This is a genomic window from Methanococcoides seepicolus, assembly GCF_023684405.1.
Classification (GTDB): Archaea; Halobacteriota; Methanosarcinia; order Methanosarcinales; family Methanosarcinaceae; genus Methanococcoides; species Methanococcoides seepicolus.
On sequence record NZ_JAGSOI010000053.1, the window covers coordinates 1 to 18690 of the forward strand.

Genomic DNA, 18690 nt, shown 5'->3' on the forward strand with positions numbered 1-18690 from the left:
AGATCATCATTACTACAATGGCAATCGTTATTCCAATACTAGCATATCTTCCATGCATTTTGGTTCTTGATCTTGACTGCATATTTTTCCTCTATAATTTGCACGGCCCATCATCATAATGACAATAATAGGCTTATTATCTTCTATCAATTCTTTACAAGAATAAACTATATAAAAGTGCTGAATTATTTGTTCATAGTTATAACGTTTGATTGGCGTAATGAAACCCAAAATATTGAACATTAGAAGTTTAACAAATTTAGGCATTATTCTTACTAGCAAGAACATCTTGCAAATATTCGAGAATATTATCTTTCATGTTTTCATTGTTCAGCGCAAAATTTATGATCGCTTTCACATATTCAACTTTATCTCCGGTATCATATCTTGTTCCATTGAATTTGTAACCATATACCTTCTGGGACCTGTTGAGATTCCGGATCCCGTCAGTAAGCTGAATTTCGTTACCAACCCCTGATGATGTTTCCTTTATACAATTAAAGATCTCAGGAGTGAACACATACCTTCCAATGGCACCGATATTGGATGGAGCCTTGTCTACATCTGGTTTTTCAACGATGTCCTCCAGAACATACAAGGAATGATCCAAAGGCTTTCCTTTTATGATCCCATAACTGCTGATCTTTTCCTTCGGAACTTCTTTAACCGCAATCGTGGAACGCCCATACTTCTGGTAGATATCTATGAGCTGCCTGGTGCAGGGCTGTTCATTCACTACGATATCATCACCCAGAAGCACCGCAAAAGGTTCATCACCCACATGTTTTTCGGCTCTCAATATAGCATCCCCAAGTCCTTTCGGCTCTTTCTGCCTTATGTAGTGGATATCAGCCAACGATGCTATATCCTGAACCTTTTCGAGAAGATCGTGTTTCTTATGTTGTTTCAGATGCATTTCCAACTCAGGTGAGCCATCAAAATAATCTTCGATCGACCTCTTACTTCTGCCTGTGACAAAGATTATGTCATCTATTCCTGAAGCTAGAGCCTCTTCAACAACAAAATGGATCACTGGCTTATCGATGATCGGGAGCATTTCCTTTGGCATCGATTTTGTTGCAGGAAGAAATCTGGTTCCAAGACCTGCTACAGGTATAATTGCTTTTTTTACTTCCAATAAGTTCACATCCTCTCATATATGTAATCTTTTCAGGTGATGTAAGATAAGCTAAAATTATTTAAAAACATTGGGTTATTTTTGAGCTTATTGATATAATTTAATATAAAAAGATTAAAAATCCGGCTCTGTAGAAATCCTCAACCAAACTAAACACACATTTTTGACATACGTGTCAAGGTTGTGTATCAATACTTTTAATTTCACTTCCTTTACTTGATTTCTATACTTCCTTGCACAGAGACTTTCCCCATATTTTCTTTTCAATACTGAAAACATCGTTTCAACAAGATTACGTCGATGATAGATTTCTTCGTCAAATTCATACCTCATCTTCCTTCGATATCGTCCCTTAATCCTTTTTCTTTCACGTTGTCGAAGTGGGATCATTGCTGTTGATTCCAGTTTTTCCCTGGTTAATTCATGGATCTTTTCAGAATCATATCCTTTGTCCATGACATAATAACTCGACCTTCTGTTGCGATGACATTGCAATAGCAATGTCTCCGCATGTTTTGCATCATGAACAGGTTTACCAGATATCTTGTATCCAGTTATGATGAACTTAGCAACATCAACTGAAATACTAGCTTTGACAAAACTCCGTCTCCTATTTCCTGTTCTCCATTAATAGTAGTAACTACAATGACCACTTGTAAATCCACTGGAATCAATGGCAGTAACAGTAATTGTTTCACCCCATGAATAAAACAATCTCAAAAGTTTCTGAAAAATCTGGTTTAATAGTATGGAATTTAGACGGGGTACGAATTTGTGAAGTGTGTTCCAGATTGAAAATCTGGAACTCCCATTAAATCTATGATTTAATGGTATAGTAAAGTGAGGAACTTTGTTAATTTCGAGTTTAGATTGAATAGGCTTCATCAATTCTACGATATCGACAATATCTCTGTAATCCTTGTTTAAATATTCTTTAAACAAAACCAGTATTAAGAGCTGATGTTGTGTGTATGTTCGTTTTGAGTATTTACAACTGTAAAGCGGGAATCGGGAGTTTCCCGTTACTTGCATGGCCATATCGATAAATTTTTAGTACTTGTTTGACAAGCCATTAAATCATAGACTTAATGGGAGTTCCAGATTTTTAATCTGGAACAAACACAATCATCCCCTTTGTGTTTGTGGAGCAAACGTACACAGGGGACTTCTTATTATTAAAACTGTAGTGGATTAGCTGAATTTAGAAAAAAGGATTTCTACATAGCCAATTTTTGATAACTAGTTAAAAGCAATGAAAATAGTTCGTCTTCATTAATAATAATCCATAGAATTCGTGAAAAATCAATCCCTTAAAAAAGAATCGTGGAGAATTTGTATCCTCCACACTTAAACGATCACTTTCCTTTGTGGATCTTGATCGAACCTCCTCCAATTGCTGTTGTTGGATCTGCACAATCTTCAGCATCAATCATGTTGTCGTAGATTATAGCATCACTCGATCTATCCCATATCTTGATCCCGATCTTGTCAATTCCATCGCCTTTAATGTCTCCATCTATTGCGGTCAGTATGAATCCATAGTCACCTTCACCATTGATAGTTCCAGTACCATTGTACTGGGCTTTTGAATCTGCAATGACAAGCAACTGATATTCATCAGAATGGAACTTGAGATCAGCTTCCCTGAACTGGAACTGAGTTGAACCAGTGGGTACTGAAGCACCCTTCGCATACTTCGAGACAAAACCGAAATTGACCTTACCAGTAAGCTCTGGGTCTTCTGTGTAAGCACCTGCAGGAGACGTAATCCAGCCGCCACCAGTCACAAATCCACCTTTTGGACCATCACCGGTTTTCTCAATTGTGAAGGATGCAACTGATGATCCAAATGAAGGCTTTGCCTCATTGCCTGTATTCAGAGATAGTACAGCTTCGTGGACACCAGTATTAAATGTGGAAGTGTGAAGGGTAACAGTATACTGATACACAAGGTCCTGGCCACCTGCACCATTGTCATAACCATAGCCATAACCGTATCCAAAGCTATGACCATAACCAGACGAATCATATCCGTAGCCATAACCGTAGCCATGATCAGATCCATCGATCGGATACGGAACTGAAACAGCTACAACATTTATACCTGCATCTCCTGATAGTATGGTTCCGTCTGTTGAGAAGACAACCTCTTTGGAAGTAGCACCTGTGATCTTCAATGATAAGTTATCAATTGGCACATAACTATCAGTGTCTTCGATCGTCGCAGTAACATCAAATTTTACAGAAGCACCCTTTGTATGGCTGGTTCCATCCAGGCCTGTAATTCCCAGCGAAACAGCGCTTACAGGGCCTGACAAGACCATCATTATTACTATAGCAAACGTTAGTCCAATACTAACATATTTTCCATTTTTCCCGATTTTAGATTTTGATTGCATTTTAAACCCCTAAGACTTAAGCACCACACATCCACAAAATGAATCTTATGCTCCCATATAGATATTATGTACCTAATATTAAACTATATATATTTACCGGGATATTTGTGCATTGTTACGAAGTATGATCTGGATATCGGAACCTAAAAAGTGAAAATTCAAAACATAACAAGCTCAAACATTGGCTCTGTAGAGAAGAAAGATGAGGTATAAACTCAAATAAATAAAAAAGAAAGAGGGGGGTCCCCTCTCTTATTTTTTCTTAAGATATTTGCTAATATCATCGCGTTTAATGTATCCCATAGATCCAATGATCGTGGCAAATGATAGTAACGTAATTATACGTTCTTTCGAACTTCCTGCATCTGTGGACTTTGTGCGATTTCCTCCCTTATACGATGTCGTTCGATCCTCGGCCCCTTCTGTCAAAGGGTTTGCATCTGTGCCAGTTACCTCTTCCTCCTCGGATCCAACACTGGTTGTGTCACCGGTTATTGCAAACGGTGAAAATCCAGGTGTTTTTGCTTCGAAGTATATGTAACCCTTGGATTCGTGCACCTTAGTGGTCGTCAGTGGGTTCCATGTCCCATCGTGATATCTGTTCAGTTTTATTGCGGATTCATCGAAGTCATTTGCATCTATCCATGATCTCTCCACCCTAAATCCAATGACCGGGTTGACGAGGTTATTTGGTGTTGCATATCCTACTTTTCCAACCCAAATGTTCATGTTCCGATAAACCTCTCCAGATGGATTGGTCTTTACCAGTGCGGATGTATCCTTGAGCGTCTCGATCGTAACGGAGATCATACCGGAGTTCTTCAGTGCATCGAATTTGATGAAATCGATATTGTTTTCTTTTTCATTGAATTGGTATGATACTTTAGCACCCTTGATCACGTATGCACTCTTTACCTCTTTCATTACGATGTTCTCATAAGCTTCGCCGCTTGCACCGCCACCGCTGCTGCCGCCACTGCTGCCGCCACTGCTGCCGCCACTGCTGCCGCCACTGCTGCCGCCACTGCTGTCGTCACCTTCCACCACTTCCATCTGTGTTTCACAGTCAATTGTCTGGAGTCCAGGAGCTGCTATTGTTAGATCGAACCTTCCATCGAATGTGTACGTTCCCGGTGCTACATCTCCAGGGATCGTGACATCATATGTCAACTGTGCGACACCTGGTGCTGCCGCCAAGTTTATCCAGCTTACTTTCTCTGGATTAACGATAAATCCACCATCAGATGGGTTGCTTACGATCCATCCTGCAGGTACATTGTCTTCGATAACGGTCTTGTTCGCGCCATCAAGTGTAATGCCCAGTTTCACGGTTATTGTGTCACCTGGGTTGGCACTTACTGGAAGGTCTCTGCAGACATTTGGCTCGTCAGCACCTGGTGCGGCAATGACATCCATCTGTGTTTCACAGTCAATTGGCTGGAGTCCAGGAGCTGCTACTGCTAGATCGAACCCTCCATCAAATGTGTACGTTCCCGGTGCTGCACTTTCAGGAATTGTGACATCATAGGTCAACTGTGCGACACCTGGTGCCGCGTTGACGTCAATCCAGCTTACTGTATTTGCATCAATGACCAATCCACTACCAGATGGATTGCTTACGATCCATTCTGCAGGTACCTTGTCCTCGATGACAGTCTTGTCCGCACCGTCCATTGTAATGTCCAGTTTCACGGTTATTGTGTCACCTGGGTTGGCACTTACTGGAAGGTCTCTGCAGACATTAGGATCTGCTGCTGCTGCTGCTGAGATCATCGAGAGTGTCACTAGACACACTAAACTTAAGATTCCAAACAATTTGATACTTCTTGATATTTTCATATTGAACCCCCATAAATTGAATGAGGGAGATATTTCATCTCTCTGCACTCAATTTACAGTTTTATACGCAATATGATCCACCTGTACGGTATAGATCAACCACTTCATTTACTGTTTCAAGGTCGGTTTGTTCTGTGCGGTAGTCATCGATTGCAGTGTTTGCCTCATCAATGTCGATCATGCCGTCTTCGTTTGCATCATATGGGTGGTAAATTGTAAATGCACCTATACGGTATAGATCAATCACTTCATTTACTGTTTCAAGGTCGGTTTGTCCTGTGCGGTAGTCATCGATTGCAGTGTTTACCTCATCAAGGCAGATCATACCGTCTTCGTTTGCATCATATGGGTGGTAAACTAGTCCACCCATTGCGTATGTGGAGAAGTGGGTCACTTTGGCCCAACAGCAACAGATGTCCTCTGTCATGTTCTTGCCGCTCTCAAGGCAGCATGACGGGTTTCCCGGTTCCATATGTACCCAGGTGCTGTTGGGCTCGTCATACCAGTAGATCCCCATGTCAGTTCCGTTCATGGCACTGCGCTCGCAGTTTATGGAGATGTAGGCGTACTCCATTGCCTGGCTGAGGTTGTCATTCGGTGTGAATGTGACAAAGCCTGCAGGGGTGTTGAACAGTGGCTGGCTGAGGTTATTTGGCAATGTTGTACTTTTCTCGATATGGAGCATACCATTCGTTAGGCTCTGGTTCAGGCCAATGATCACGCATATCCCGTTCGTTGTGTCATTGATAAGTATCTCGTCGCCCGGATTTCCAGAGAGGTCCATCCCTATCACCGGGGAGCTTATAACAAAGGATGCTGCGGATGATTCAAATGAAGGTTTTGCTGAATTGCCTGTGTTCAGAGATAACACGGCTTCGTGGGCACCGGTATTAAGTATGGATGTGTCAAGGGTGATGGTATATTTATATTCAACATCTTCACCGCCTGCACCATACCCGTATCCATATCCATACCCGTATCCATATCCATACCCGTATCCAAAGTCATACCCATAGCCCAGTCTGGAGTCATAGCCATACCCATAACCGTGGCCATATTCCGCTGATAATGGGACTGTGACGGCTACAACTGTTATACCTGAATCTCCTGAGAGTACACTTCCATCTGTTGAGAAAACAACTTCTTTGGAAGTTGCACCTGTGATCTCCAATGAGAAATTATCAATTGGCACGTATCTGTCAGTGTCCTCGATCGTCGCAGTAACATTAAATGTAACAGAATCACCCTGTGTAGGGGTGGTTCCATCCAGGCCAGTAATTCCTAGTGTAACAGCACTTACAGGACCTGACAAGATCATCATTACTACAATGGCAATCGTTATTCCAATACTAGCATATCTTCCATGCATTTTGGTTCTTGATCTTGACTGCATATTTTTCCTCTATGATTTATACAACCCATCATCATAATGACAATAATAGGTTTATTATCCTCTATCGATTCACTATAAGTAATAAACTATATAAAAGTGCTGAATTATTTGTCAATAGTTATAAAGTTTGATTGACGTAATGAAACCCAAAATATTGAACATTAGAAGTTCACCTAATTTAGGCATTATTCTTACTAACAAGAACATCTTGCAAATATTCGAGAATATTATCTTTCATGTTTTCATTGTTCAGCGCAAAATTTATGATCGCTTTCACATATTCAGCCTTATCCCCGGTATCATACCTTGTTCCACTGAACTTGTAGCCATATACCTTCTGGGACCTGTTGAGATTACGTATGCCATCAGTAAGCTGGATCTCGTTGCCGACACCGGATGATGTTTCCTTTATACAATTAAAGATCTCAGGAGTGAACACATATCTCCCAATAGCACCGATATTGGATGGAGCCTTGTTTACATCTGGTTTTTCAACGATGTCTTCCAGAGCATACAAGGAATCATCCAAAGGTTTTCCTTTTATGATCCCATAACTGCTGATCTTTTCCTTCGGGACTTCTTTAACTGCGATGGTGGAACGCCCATATTTCTGGTAGATATCGATGAGCTGCCTGGTGCAGGGCTGTTCATTCACTACGATATCATCACCCAGAAGTACCGCAAATGGCTCATCACCCACATGTTTTTCTGCTCTCAATATAGCATCCCCAAGTCCTTTCGGCTCTTTCTGCCTTATGTAGTGGATATCAGCCAAAGATGCTATATCCTGAATCTTTTCGAGAAGATCGTGTTTCTTATGCTGTTTCAGATGCATTTCCAACTCAGGCGACCCATCAAAATAATCTTCGATCGACCTCTTACTTCTGCCTGTGACAAAGATTATGTCGTCTATTCCTGAAGCTAGAGCCTCTTCAACAACAAAATGGATCACCGGTTTATCGATGATAGGGAGCATTTCCTTTGGCATCGATTTCGTTGCAGGAAGAAATCTGGTTCCAAGGCCTGCTACAGGTATAATTGCTTTTTTTACTTCCAATAAGTTCACATCCTCTCATAAGTCACATTTATAGTTGCTTTAATCTAGTTATAATTATTTATAGGTTAGGATGATTTTATACCCAACATTGACAGTTCCCACTCTTTCTTGAAGAGAATGGAATAATATAGGTTCTCATACAATCTGAACAAACACAGAGACGTAATGAATCAACTGTACCTAACGATTTGTTAGAAATGGATTGGAACCTGAATATCCAGATGCAAATCGTTTGCAGTGATCATCGATCAAACATTCCACACTCAAGCAGATCACGCAAATCAATGTAATTCATTTCCACCCCTACTCATCATCAAATCTGAAGATGTCGTCATGCGCTACATACTCTACCAGATGCACTTCAATGATCTTCAGTCGGAATTTCCCGGATCTGATAATCTGTGTTTGACTTCGGCACAGATGAATATCTCTCTAGTGGCACAGGAATAATCCTTCCCTACAGAGACTATACCCTTTACCACAATCAGTGATCATTGCAGTGGTGTGCCAGCTGTAGGCTGGATTTATTTTCTGGATGCATCAAAATGATCTTGGTCTTGTGGTGTAGAGATCATCAGTCTGAAAATGCAATCATTTTGATTCACCGGATATTTATTAATAAATCTTTTTCCTGATCACATATCCCAACAAAGGTACAAATAATGCCACCAAGAGTAGACTATTGTTAGGAGGCTTATAGGTACCCTCTTCTCCAGCTATTTTTGTCATTACACTATTTTCAGCATCTCTAAATTTAACAGTTACAATATACTGCTCATCACCTTCATAGAATTCCTCATAGGGTATTTTGATTCTGACACCTGTTCCCGATACTTTATGCGAGTTCTCATAGAAGGTTCTGGATCCAAGGGGATTGTTTATCCCTATGGTGATCAGTGCATTATCATTCCAGGATTCTCCCTTTATTCCGGAACCATGCAATGTTAAATGTAGGGTTATTCCTGATTCGGTCTCCTCGATATATAATGGCATTCTGGTAACTGGAGGATTTATAGGAGGTTCGATCTTAGCTGTAGTGCTTAATGTATTGGTAGCACTATCTGTGGAAATAATTGCCATTATCTGGCTTTTACCTGCTTCTTGTGAACATACTTCAAAGCTGTATTCCAATGTATCACCTGGAGCCAGATCGTTTGAGATCTTATAGCTATCCACTTTATCATCTTCCAGATATAGCTCAATGGAATCTTCACCACCTGGTCGATATGTTCTTGACCCGCTGTTGACAATGGTCACATCAATAGTTGCAGGTTCATAGGTCCTTATTTCCGAAAAGTTTATAGATCTTATTTCAAGGATAGGTGCATCTGCTTTTTCATCTGCAACCCAGATATCGGACAGAATTAGCTTTTCACTGGTGATGCTCTCTATATTCAACCTTATCACAGGTGTGCCCTGAGCATTTTTTAACAGCAAAGATTGTCCAGCAGAGTCATTGGCAAGAGAATATACATTTGTTTGTGTGATTCCTTCAATAAGGACCAGATTCGAATAAGGAGCATTGGAATATTGAAGGCAGAAACCATTTCCCACAGACACTGCTTCATCCTTTTCTATTGAAATAGAGTTATGATATGAAGAGATGCCTGACAATCCGAGAGATCTGGACATTATTTCCCCGATCTCTTGCTGGCTTAACGCTCTGTCATAAATGCGAACCTCGTCCACCTGTCCTTCAAAAAACGTTGCAGCTCCATGTTTAGAAGTCCCTACTAAAAGGTCGCGGTTGCCGTAATCCGCCCAGATCCTGTCTTCACCAATATCCTTTTCCCCCGCATATTCCCCATTTACATAGAACATTATTTTATTTTCAGAAGGTTTGTACACTCCTGCCAAATGGATCCAGTCGTTTTTAAGTTCAGGTACCTCTGCATCTATACTGTAACTTGGACCATCTTTGTCATTCATCCTGCCTACAGTAAAACGAAGTGTTGAATCGGACCTCCATCCAAGACGCCAATTGTAGTGACACAGAATATATTTTTTACTGTCTCGTACTCCTGTCGATTTAACCCATAGTGTAAAGGTATGATCTCCCTCTTCGAATGTACTGGAAGTGTCAGGTATTTTCACATAATCCGTTAGGCCATCGAATTCAAGGCAAGAGTTGTCCATACCTTCGGTCCAATCTGCTCCATATGTCGAACCGTAGTAGCTTCTTCCGCTGTAATCGTAAATCTCAGATCCTTCATTTTCATCCAGAGGTAAATACAATATAAGGCCGTCTTCCTCGATCGGCTGAATAGTTGGGGCTTCTGCAACGATTCTTCCTGCCATCAAATGGCTTATCCTGACCTCTGAGTATTCTTCATTTACAAAAACATCATTGACTAAAAAGACCAGATATTTATCGCTATCTATTTTAAAATCGACAGTTTCACCTGGGATCAATACTTCGGAACCTATTGCCTTCCCTGAAGCCATAACACTGACCAAGGCCTTATTGTCCTTTGCTTCCACGAGGTCCAGTTCGTATGATCCGATTTTTAGAGATTCGTTGTTGCTTATGACTCCCTCTTCCAAATAGAATTCTGCATTTTCTACAGAGGGATCTATAATATTTATATCATCAAAATATGAGCTTGCAGGTCCACAGTCCTTATCGTCTACATATCCGGCTTCCAAACGCATACGGAGCTGGGTTATGTCTTCAGGAACTGTATAAAATACATGCTGTATATCCGAGGAAGGATTAAACGTTTTAAGAGTGATCCATTTTTTTCTGTCGTCGTCATATCCTTTTAACCGTACTTTGGTATTAATCGCATTGTTGCTTCTTACCTTTGTTGTAACAAAGAACAGATCATCCTCATTAACATCAATGCTTTCACTGACCATATTAGCTGAAGAAGGAGAAGTGTATCTGTTTGTTTCAAGCATCAGTGAAAAATTGCCACTTGTGCCGCTGATCTGTACGATTTCCCAGTCGCTGTGCGGTGTTGTCCAGTTAACAGGTTTTCCGGCATCCCACTCCTCAAAACCTGAATTTGAGGTCAGATCCTCGCCCAGATGGCTTGCTGAAACACCTGGAACTGAAAAAAGGGTAATGGTAGCCAATACTACGAATATACATGATAAAGATTGAATACGATCTGACACTTTATATAACACTCCTCATATTATTTTGTCTGTTTGCAACTGCTTCCCTCGAGATATAACCTGTTCATATCTTTAGCATATCTCTGACTACTAAGCATTGCCGAGTTACTTCATGGATAAAGTTTTTTGCATATTATAAGCACACTGTCGGTTAAGCTAATTTATTCCTAGAATTCCAATTCTTTGATATAAAAGGTTTGACACAGATATTCAAAAGTGTTTTATGATAATCCTATTCTTACAGGTAATATAACAAATTGTTTAAATAGTTTTATGTTGATAACAAATACAAATCTCTCTAAGCCATATAATGAAACGGTAAATAGGAAGCATGTATCAAGCGAGAAACCAATATGAGATCACTTGTTGAAAAATATAGAAATACATTGTTAGATGTAACTGGTAATTTGTTTATTCTAGGTCTTATATCACTGATCTTGCATCATTTCACATCCATAATTGTCAGTGTCTGGATTGATATTTCCCTATTGGCTATCATTACTTTTACATCAGGCTTTAGCTGGTTTTTCATATTCATACAAAAGGACGAAGAGTATTTTAAAGCAAAAACAGAACCCTACTTTAGAAACCTCTTTTTAGCAGGGCTATTAGTAATCTCAATCGGAAGTTTAACATTTGAGTTTATTGAAAGCAGCCAATTATTAAGCTCAGTTGTATCTTTTATTTCCTCTATTCAGTTCTATTTGGTTTTGGCTACAATTGGCTTTGGTTTTTTTACTTTTTACTTTAATAGGGAAAGAATCGAGGCAGAAGCGGAACTGGAGCAAGAAAGGGACGCAGCAGCAGAAAGGAAGAGAGATGATGAGTTTGATAGGAAATTTGCCATTTTAACGAGATTTAATTTGGATTACGCGGTCTCGGAAAATTGGAACAGAAGAGATTATGGTGCTCTGGCATTTCGGGGACTGATTGCTCCTTTTGTTTGGATTGCTAGGTTGCCTTATAGTTTTGTGAAATGGACCTATAAGGAAGGATGGTTCTACAGCATAGTTTTGCTCTTGATAATGTTATTAGGAATATACTTAAGGATATATAATTTAGGGAATTTAAGTTTGGGTACTGATGAAATATACCTAGGCATAGCAATGAAGAGTATCTTGGAAAATGGAGTTCCTTCCCTACCGGATGGAGCATACTATAACCGAGGTTTAACACACAGTTATCTATCAAGTTTTTTTGCTTTATTTTTAGGAGCAAACGAATTTTCAGTAAGGCTTCCAAGCGCTATTTCAGGATTGGGAACAATACTAATATTATACTTTTTGGGAAAAGAAATACAAAATAAAAAAATGGGTCTCATGCTTTCATTCATATTGTGTATATTCCCATGGGCAATTGAATTTTCCAGATGGGGAAGAATGTATTCAATGGTTACATTTTTAATTTTATTCACATTTTATTCATCAATAATAGGATTTAAACATCAAAATAAAAATTTTGTGATATTAGCAATTATAAGTGCTCTCCTTGCCATAATGACTCACAAATTCGGTTATATTACTCCACTTATTATCCTAATTGCTGCTGTATTATATACGTTTGAATTCAAAAAAGAAATTTTAAAAATAAAATATCTATTGATAATTTTCCTTCCTATTTTATTAATACCTTTAGCCCACATACTTATCAACATTCGAGAAAATAACTTTACTTTTGGGAAAATTTTCAAAATCTGTGTAGAAAGTTATGGGTTTACAACCAAACATTCGTTTTCAGACTATTTTATAAACTTTTTATTTTCAAACTATGTATTATTATTTATAGGCATAATTACCCTATTTTATTATTTAGTTCAGAGAAGAATAAATATAAAAGATAACCTATTTTTATTTGGAATTGCGTCGTTGCAAATTGGTTTGTTAAGTTATTACCACCTTCATGAAACTACACGCTATTTATTTTTTATAATGCCATTGTTCATAACTATTGCTATTATAGGATATAAAGAATTATTACAAAATATATTCAGTAAATATTTAGATAGTAATAAAACATCCATTTTAGTAATGGCAACAATAATAATTATAACAGTTATTTCAATTGCTCCATTAAACTATTCAATCTCTATCCCTTCAAGAACACATGGAGATACATACGATAACCCATATTATGCACCAACTACTGTTTCTGATTATGTACCTGATTGGAAAAGCAACAATATATACATAAGAGATAATGACAATAATAATGCTACAATTATCTCAAATGGATACCAGTTCACATATTATTATAATAAAGAGCCAGATTACTATTTGAGACCTGGAAACAGTAATTACTTTTCTAGAAAAATTGGTAATGATTCATATATGAGATATATGGATAAAACCATTCTAATACATGATAAAGAACAGTTTTCCCACATAATAAACGAAACAGATAATACCATATATATTGCTTTTAACTCTAGAGGAGGGCACTTAGATAAAACAATAACTGCAGAAAAATGGATTAATGATGTAGAGAAAAATGGAAATAATTTTAAACTTGTTTTTGTTGGAGATGATCCTAATTCAAAAGTATATAAATTAGAATAAATGGACTGCTTAAACAAATTCATTAATCAATATTTTAAATGATATATACTAAATGTTTTAAAGTCTTATTTATAGTCTATAAAGTAAATCAAAACCCCATTTATGACAATTTATTAAATAAATTATTAAAAATGTTCAAAATTTTAAACTAGAGAGAATTGCGATTAACTGCTGATTTTTTTCAAAGCAAATTTGTTCGGCTAAATTTTTGAGCCTTTCTCTCTATTTCCAGCAGTTTGCTAGTATCTATTTATATACTTTTCAACTTTTTTGAATAGCTATCGCTATTCATCCCAAAGATTTTCTTCTGATTGTCCTCAATTGATAGAGATTATAACTGAGTGCTGTAATTAGCATTTTGACATTTGCTCTTGCCAACGTTGTCACTCTTACAAATCCTGATGTAAACACATTTTTGATAACAGCATAGGGCCTTTCCCCTTTTGCTCTTATTCTGCTAATCCTATTGTTTCTCATCTTATCCTTAATACCAATCGGATGTCCTCGCACCCCCCTTTGCATGGTTGCATCATACCCTTTTGAAGTTGCGCCAAAATAACCTCTATCCCTGTAAACAACTTCACCTTTTTCTGAAAGATCGATCTGACTATCATGAACTGAAGCAGTAGTTGTCTTAAATCTCCTTATTAGATCATAATCAGTATCTTCAATGGTATGTAGCTTATATCCAAAATGTGATTTAGATGCTTTTTTTGTCCATGTACCATCTTTACATCTTCTGGTCTTTGCTTCACTTCCACGAGGTGTGCCAAGACTTGCATGTCCTGGATCGGCATGTATGAATGTTGCATCCTGAATCATACCTTTCTTGATCTTCAACCCTTTACTATCTAGTTGCCTTTGTAATTCATTCCATATTTCATCCTCTTTTCCTGTTTGAGAAATCCGTTCCCGAAAACCCCATACAGTAGTGCTATCAGGAACCTTTGCAGGAAATTGTTGCAGATTGAAAATCTGCAACTCCTGTTAAATCTCTGATTTAACATGACCTAAGAATTTCCGAAAGGAAATTCTATCAGTTGCCTGTCTTTCAAGTTCAGGGTCAGATAAGCCATGCCATTGTTGTAATACTAACATCTTGAGCATGACGATTTCATCAAGGTTCGGTCTGCCACCCAACTCTGTTTTGTTGTTGTACATTTCTGCTATAATCGAACGAAATGGTTTCCAATCTATGAGAGATTCGATTTCAGGGAGCTTGTCACCGAGATTTTCAAGACGTTTGTACTCTTCTTTAAGAGCAAAGTTCGTTAAAGACATAATATAAAATTATCATAATGAGTTATAAATTTTACTTCTGTTGGAGAGGTTTATCGGAAATCTCTATATTTAAAAAAGACCTTTATGATCGCTAAATATCTTCTAAGCTTTTTGAACATTAATATAATATGTTACATTTATTGGTTAATAAATACAAGAGTGGTCGAAAGGTTACTGAAGAGTTTAATTCCTTGATGAATGGTAAAGTTGAGTACAGGAAGAAGAACACTTCTTGAGATTCTGTACTGTTGCTCAAAGCAAGGGAGTTAAGCCATCATCTTGTTGGGAAGAGAAAAACCATTGAGTTTATCAAGCCTGTTTTTGTTGTAAAGAGGGATGATTCTGATCTGCTGAGGAAGAAGATCATTTACATGCCTTACACTGAATGGAAGAAGATGGGATTCTCTAAGGGTACATTGCATTACATGAAGCAGAATACCAAGGGTGATAAGCCGTTTACATTGAAGACACATGTTAGAGAGAGGTTGGAAAAACGATCTACATAGATGGAAGGGATGATCCAGATATGTTTAAGAAGAAAAAGAAAACAATTCCTCAAAACCAATTATTGTTTCAAAATTTTAATTGTCGTGAAAATATTGGGATTATTAATTTTTAGTGTGAAATGAGATTATCAAATTAGCTTATAAATTCCTCCATTCTAATTTGATAACATCATCTCACACATAATTTGCAAATGAGTTAGTATCCTTAACTTCATTTTGCAAATTTGTTGTTACAAGCAATTGATAAGCTACAAATTTCATTAGCGAATACAACTTTTTACTATCATTTCTAATTCCCCTGATGTCGAATTTCATAGTTCTTTTTATGTGATTATGCACTCTTTCACATTCTCTCCTTAGCGAATAATTATCATCGAATCCCTCATCTTCAATATTGCTATTCCTCAAGTGCATTCCTACCTGTTTTTCTCTTCCATTTTCATAAAGAAAACGGAGTTTCTCCCCATATCTCATGTGAACAGATCCTCCAAGCTTCCACATTTTATTGACCCAGTGGTCAACTCGTTCTACAGTTCCTTCACAGTGAATTTTAGAATCAGAAGAGTATGCAATCACTGGTTTTGCATTCAATTTGTACCAGATATCTGCATGATTCCTGAACGAATCATAACCACCGTCCAATGCATAAGTATCAATATCAACTTCCATTTTTACCAATGCATCAATATGTTTCTTCAATTCAGGTGAATCATGTGCAGTACCTTTTGTATGAGTCATGTAGATTGGAAGCGTTCCAATCATGGTGATGTGAGCTTTGTCCATCTTACAATTGTAATGCGGATTGTAATCCGCATACTTGTCATATCTTGATGCTTCAAGAGGAGTAGAATCTGTTTTTACATCTCTTATCGTTGTAGTTTTGGAGATTTTCTTTCCAATTTTGAACATTACTTCATCGAGTCCAGTTTCTCCAAGCCTGTATTTTACAAAATGATGAAGTGTTGCAGAGGATGGAAGATTCATAATGCCGTTATTGTATTCAAAAGACAGAAGCTGCGCTTCTTCTTTTGTTAAGGTAGATATTGTTTTCTCAAATGAGAGGTTCCTATAACATTTCACAACGATGAGCTTTATCATTGACGAAACCTTATACTTGAAGTGCCAGTCCTTATCGGCATAATAGCTACTTTCAACATAAGAAGCAATGTCATCGATATCTAAGAAATACAAAAATTGGCATATTGATACGTTGTCTGTGTTCAGATAGTTAGCAATTGAATCTCTGGTACAGATTCCGTCCGAAACATCGTAATAATATTTCATGGACTGGCACATTTTCTACCATATAAATGTAATGCATAAGCTATGCTCAAAGTGATGCCAGTCGTCTTGAAAAAAGAGTTACGCTTTTAAAGCGAAAAGCTAATTTGATAATCTCGAAATATAGGAATTGATGTACAAACAGATTTATATAGGATACCTTCATTATTAAGATTGCTTTTAAAGGCAAAAACTACTTTACTAAATTATAGGTCTAGATGGTATTTCCTTAACTGTATTTACTATTTTTTCGTATGTTTACTAGCTGGTTATTATCTTTTTAAGCACTTTAAAGGAAGTGAAATATTTGTTCAACAACATGGAATCAACTGCTCCAGTAGAAGCTGGCGAAACATACGACGTAACAATTGAAGATACCGCAAGAGAAGGCGATGGAATCGCAAGAGTAAGCGGCTTTGTAATTTTTGTACCTAACACCTCTGTCGGTGACGAAGTGACAATCAAGGTCACCAAAGTAGCCCGAAAATTCGCATTTGGCGAAGTAGCTTAATTACTACACTTAATAGTTAATTAAGCACGCGATTGGAAGACCAAGTTTTGGTTTTCCATTCTTACTTTTTATTCTCTCAAAAATTAATAAATTATTTGAAAATAATTCGGTTTTTTAGGTATTGTAACTATCACAATTTTTCTTTCCTAAATAATGATCATTAATTGCTTGTGAGAATTTGCTTTAATGTAATTTGATACAAACCACATTAAAGGTGGAGTACACCATATACAATAAATCGTTTTTAAGGTTTATGATAATTGGTAAAGATTTCTTTTTCATTTTGTGAATAGGTGAACAAATGTTCATTCATTTTATTATATTTGTTGTAGGATCTATAATGTACGAAAAACCAAAATGTACTTTTTACGGTGAAACTAATGACATCAATGCTTTGATTGGTTGTGTTATTAGAACATTAGATAAGGCTGATATGGGTAAAGAGAAACTCGAATACATCAGGAAAATCAGTCGTGATGGAAACATGTTCGATTCAGCTATTAAAATTTCAAGTAATTATGTAGAATTTATGGAAATTGAATAAATCTTCATAAATAACTTTTATAAAATACTACCATATTATTAAACAATCAAAAAATTGGACTTGGGCATTTTACTAATCTATTTCCAAAAGATGTTGAGGATTGGCAGGCTGAGATATGAGAAGATATTCTCAAATTGCATTATGGATTGATTTCAGAGTTGGATATTGAAGAGAAGTATTCAGGATTGTATGCTATCTCAAGACTTACTGTTTCAACTGCTAATGTTTTGAGAAGGTTTAAGGGAATCAATATTGGTAAGGAATGGAAAGATTAGATAAAACCATTCAATTTATATCATGTTGGATTTCAAGTTGCTGAAGAAGATGGTAAAGCAGTAAAGCCTTTAGCGCCTTATTCAAATGATCCTCAAAAGATTGTTAATGAACCATTTATCGATTATGCAACAGGAGAGATTAAACAAGGTTTTCATTATTTCAAGCCATTGAGCAGGACAATTATGCAGTATGTTGAACATCCTGAGTATAAGTTTGATGATGAGATTGGAGTTCTTGAGAGAAAACATGTTCATGCTGATTCTGTTATTTACATTGGAAAGGAAGCAAACAACATTGATGAACAGGAATTAGATGTTAAACGCTCACAGGTGTTCATTGATGAGGAAGAGATCAAGAGGAAGATTATTTCTTTAACTCCTGTTGAAGCACGGGAGATTGGAATTAAGTACAGAAGTACATTGAAAAAGATAAAGGACAGAGTTAGGAAAGGGGAGTTCAATTTTGGCACGAAGGAGATGAGGAAAGTTTTAAGGGAAATAATAATTTGATAATTTTTTGGCTCTGTAGAAAACCTATCAAAATCAACATCTATGGACTGGAATTGGGATTATATTCCAACGCCATGTAACACATCACATAATATTTTCAAATTGGATTATTGTCCGAACATTGAGGATTTCTACAGAGCCAATTTTTTAATATTTGTAACTATTCAGCCATCCTCACGTATTTGATATAAACTTAGAATACTCAACACAATTCCATCAGTGCTTGATATTGATTTTACCAAAAAACAATATACTATGCCTCTATTTTAGTCACTCCCTGA

Annotated in this window: 13 protein-coding genes and 2 pseudogenes; 5 read left to right on the forward strand and 10 right to left on the reverse strand. The window is 37.3% G+C overall.

The features are described from left to right. Positions 1 to 259 precede the first annotated feature (259 nt). The 8 genes and pseudogenes from galU (KDK67_RS11020) to KDK67_RS11050 all read right to left on the reverse strand — a co-directional run bounded on the left by galU (KDK67_RS11020) (position 260) and on the right by KDK67_RS11050 (position 10904). Entirely contained in the window at positions 260 to 1138 is an 879-nt protein-coding gene (gene galU / locus KDK67_RS11020) for a UTP--glucose-1-phosphate uridylyltransferase GalU (protein WP_250868853.1), read from the reverse strand. A gap of 114 nt (positions 1139 to 1252) precedes the next feature. Beyond that, positions 1253 to 2176 (reverse strand): annotated as a pseudogene (locus tag KDK67_RS11025) (IS5 family transposase). A 317-nt stretch (positions 2177 to 2493) separates the two neighbouring features. Next, positions 2494 to 3537, reverse strand: a complete 1044-nt coding sequence (locus KDK67_RS11030) for a hypothetical protein (protein WP_250868854.1) — start codon at positions 3535 to 3537, stop codon at positions 2494 to 2496. Between the two features lie 252 nt (positions 3538 to 3789). After that, positions 3790 to 5322 (reverse strand): PGF-pre-PGF domain-containing protein, encoded by a 1533-nt coding sequence (locus KDK67_RS14460; protein WP_250868855.1) that lies wholly within the window; start codon positions 5320 to 5322, stop codon positions 3790 to 3792. Between the two features lie 115 nt (positions 5323 to 5437). After that, positions 5438 to 6769, reverse strand: a complete 1332-nt coding sequence (locus tag KDK67_RS11040) for a hypothetical protein (protein WP_250868856.1) — start codon at positions 6767 to 6769, stop codon at positions 5438 to 5440. 178 nt (positions 6770 to 6947) lie between these two features. Continuing rightward, positions 6948 to 7826, reverse strand: a complete 879-nt coding sequence (gene galU, locus KDK67_RS11045) for a UTP--glucose-1-phosphate uridylyltransferase GalU (RefSeq protein WP_250868567.1) — start codon at positions 7824 to 7826, stop codon at positions 6948 to 6950. A gap of 303 nt (positions 7827 to 8129) precedes the next feature. Further along, positions 8130 to 8252, reverse strand: coding sequence for a hypothetical protein (locus KDK67_RS14675; RefSeq protein ID WP_476738629.1), 123 nt, complete (start codon positions 8250 to 8252; stop codon positions 8130 to 8132). A 189-nt stretch (positions 8253 to 8441) separates the two neighbouring features. Then, on the reverse strand, positions 8442 to 10904 hold the full coding sequence (locus tag KDK67_RS11050; protein ID WP_250868566.1) for a LamG domain-containing protein: 2463 nt from the start codon (positions 10902 to 10904) through the stop codon (positions 8442 to 8444). A 395-nt stretch (positions 10905 to 11299) separates the two neighbouring features. On the opposite strand from KDK67_RS11050, the gene KDK67_RS11055 reads away from it, so the two are divergent. Continuing rightward, positions 11300 to 13501 (forward strand): ArnT family glycosyltransferase, encoded by a 2202-nt coding sequence (locus KDK67_RS11055; protein ID WP_250868565.1) that lies wholly within the window; start codon positions 11300 to 11302, stop codon positions 13499 to 13501. A 288-nt stretch (positions 13502 to 13789) separates the two neighbouring features. Here KDK67_RS11055 and KDK67_RS11060 read toward each other — a convergent pair. Further along, positions 13790 to 14782 (reverse strand): annotated as a pseudogene (locus tag KDK67_RS11060) (IS5 family transposase). 248 nt (positions 14783 to 15030) lie between these two features. Here KDK67_RS11060 and KDK67_RS11065 point away from each other — a divergent pair. Next, the gene (locus KDK67_RS11065) at positions 15031 to 15288 is read left to right on the forward strand and encodes a hypothetical protein (protein ID WP_250868857.1); all 258 of its coding nucleotides are present in this window, start codon (positions 15031 to 15033) and stop codon (positions 15286 to 15288) included. A gap of 174 nt (positions 15289 to 15462) precedes the next feature. Here KDK67_RS11065 and KDK67_RS11070 read toward each other — a convergent pair whose 3' ends face one another. Next, positions 15463 to 16584 (reverse strand): transposase, encoded by a 1122-nt coding sequence (locus KDK67_RS11070; RefSeq protein WP_250868858.1) that lies wholly within the window; start codon positions 16582 to 16584, stop codon positions 15463 to 15465. A 304-nt stretch (positions 16585 to 16888) separates the two neighbouring features. Here KDK67_RS11070 and KDK67_RS11075 point away from each other — a divergent pair, with 304 nt between their 5' ends. From KDK67_RS11075 to KDK67_RS11085, 3 genes are all read left to right on the forward strand, one after another. Continuing rightward, positions 16889 to 17080 carry a TRAM domain-containing RNA chaperone gene (locus KDK67_RS11075; RefSeq protein WP_250868861.1) on the forward strand — a complete coding sequence of 64 codons (192 nt, stop codon included), beginning with the start codon at positions 16889 to 16891 and terminating at the stop codon, positions 17078 to 17080. 340 nt (positions 17081 to 17420) lie between these two features. Then, positions 17421 to 17624, forward strand: coding sequence for a hypothetical protein (locus KDK67_RS11080; protein ID WP_250868859.1), 204 nt, complete (start codon positions 17421 to 17423; stop codon positions 17622 to 17624). A 458-nt stretch (positions 17625 to 18082) separates the two neighbouring features. Continuing rightward, complete coding sequence (locus KDK67_RS11085) at positions 18083 to 18409, forward strand: hypothetical protein (RefSeq protein WP_250868860.1); 327 nt, start codon at positions 18083 to 18085, stop codon at positions 18407 to 18409. Positions 18410 to 18690: the final 281 nt, after the last annotated feature.

Excerpts from the sequence above, each read along its gene's own strand:
- KDK67_RS11030 (WP_250868854.1), bottom strand. The coding sequence starts at position 3,537 with ATGCAATCAAAATCTAAAATCGGGAAAAATGGAAAATATGTTAGTATT.
- KDK67_RS11040 (WP_250868856.1), bottom strand. The coding sequence starts at position 6,769 with ATGCAGTCAAGATCAAGAACCAAAATGCATGGAAGATATGCTAGTATT.
- KDK67_RS11055 (WP_250868565.1), top strand. The coding sequence starts at position 11,300 with ATGAGATCACTTGTTGAAAAATATAGAAATACATTGTTAGATGTAACT.
- KDK67_RS11070 (WP_250868858.1), bottom strand. The coding sequence starts at position 16,584 with ATGTGCCAGTCCATGAAATATTATTACGATGTTTCGGACGGAATCTGT.
- KDK67_RS11075 (WP_250868861.1), top strand. The coding sequence starts at position 16,889 with ATGGAATCAACTGCTCCAGTAGAAGCTGGCGAAACATACGACGTAACA.
- KDK67_RS11080 (WP_250868859.1), top strand. The coding sequence starts at position 17,421 with ATGTACGAAAAACCAAAATGTACTTTTTACGGTGAAACTAATGACATC.
- KDK67_RS11085 (WP_250868860.1), top strand. The coding sequence starts at position 18,083 with ATGCAGTATGTTGAACATCCTGAGTATAAGTTTGATGATGAGATTGGA.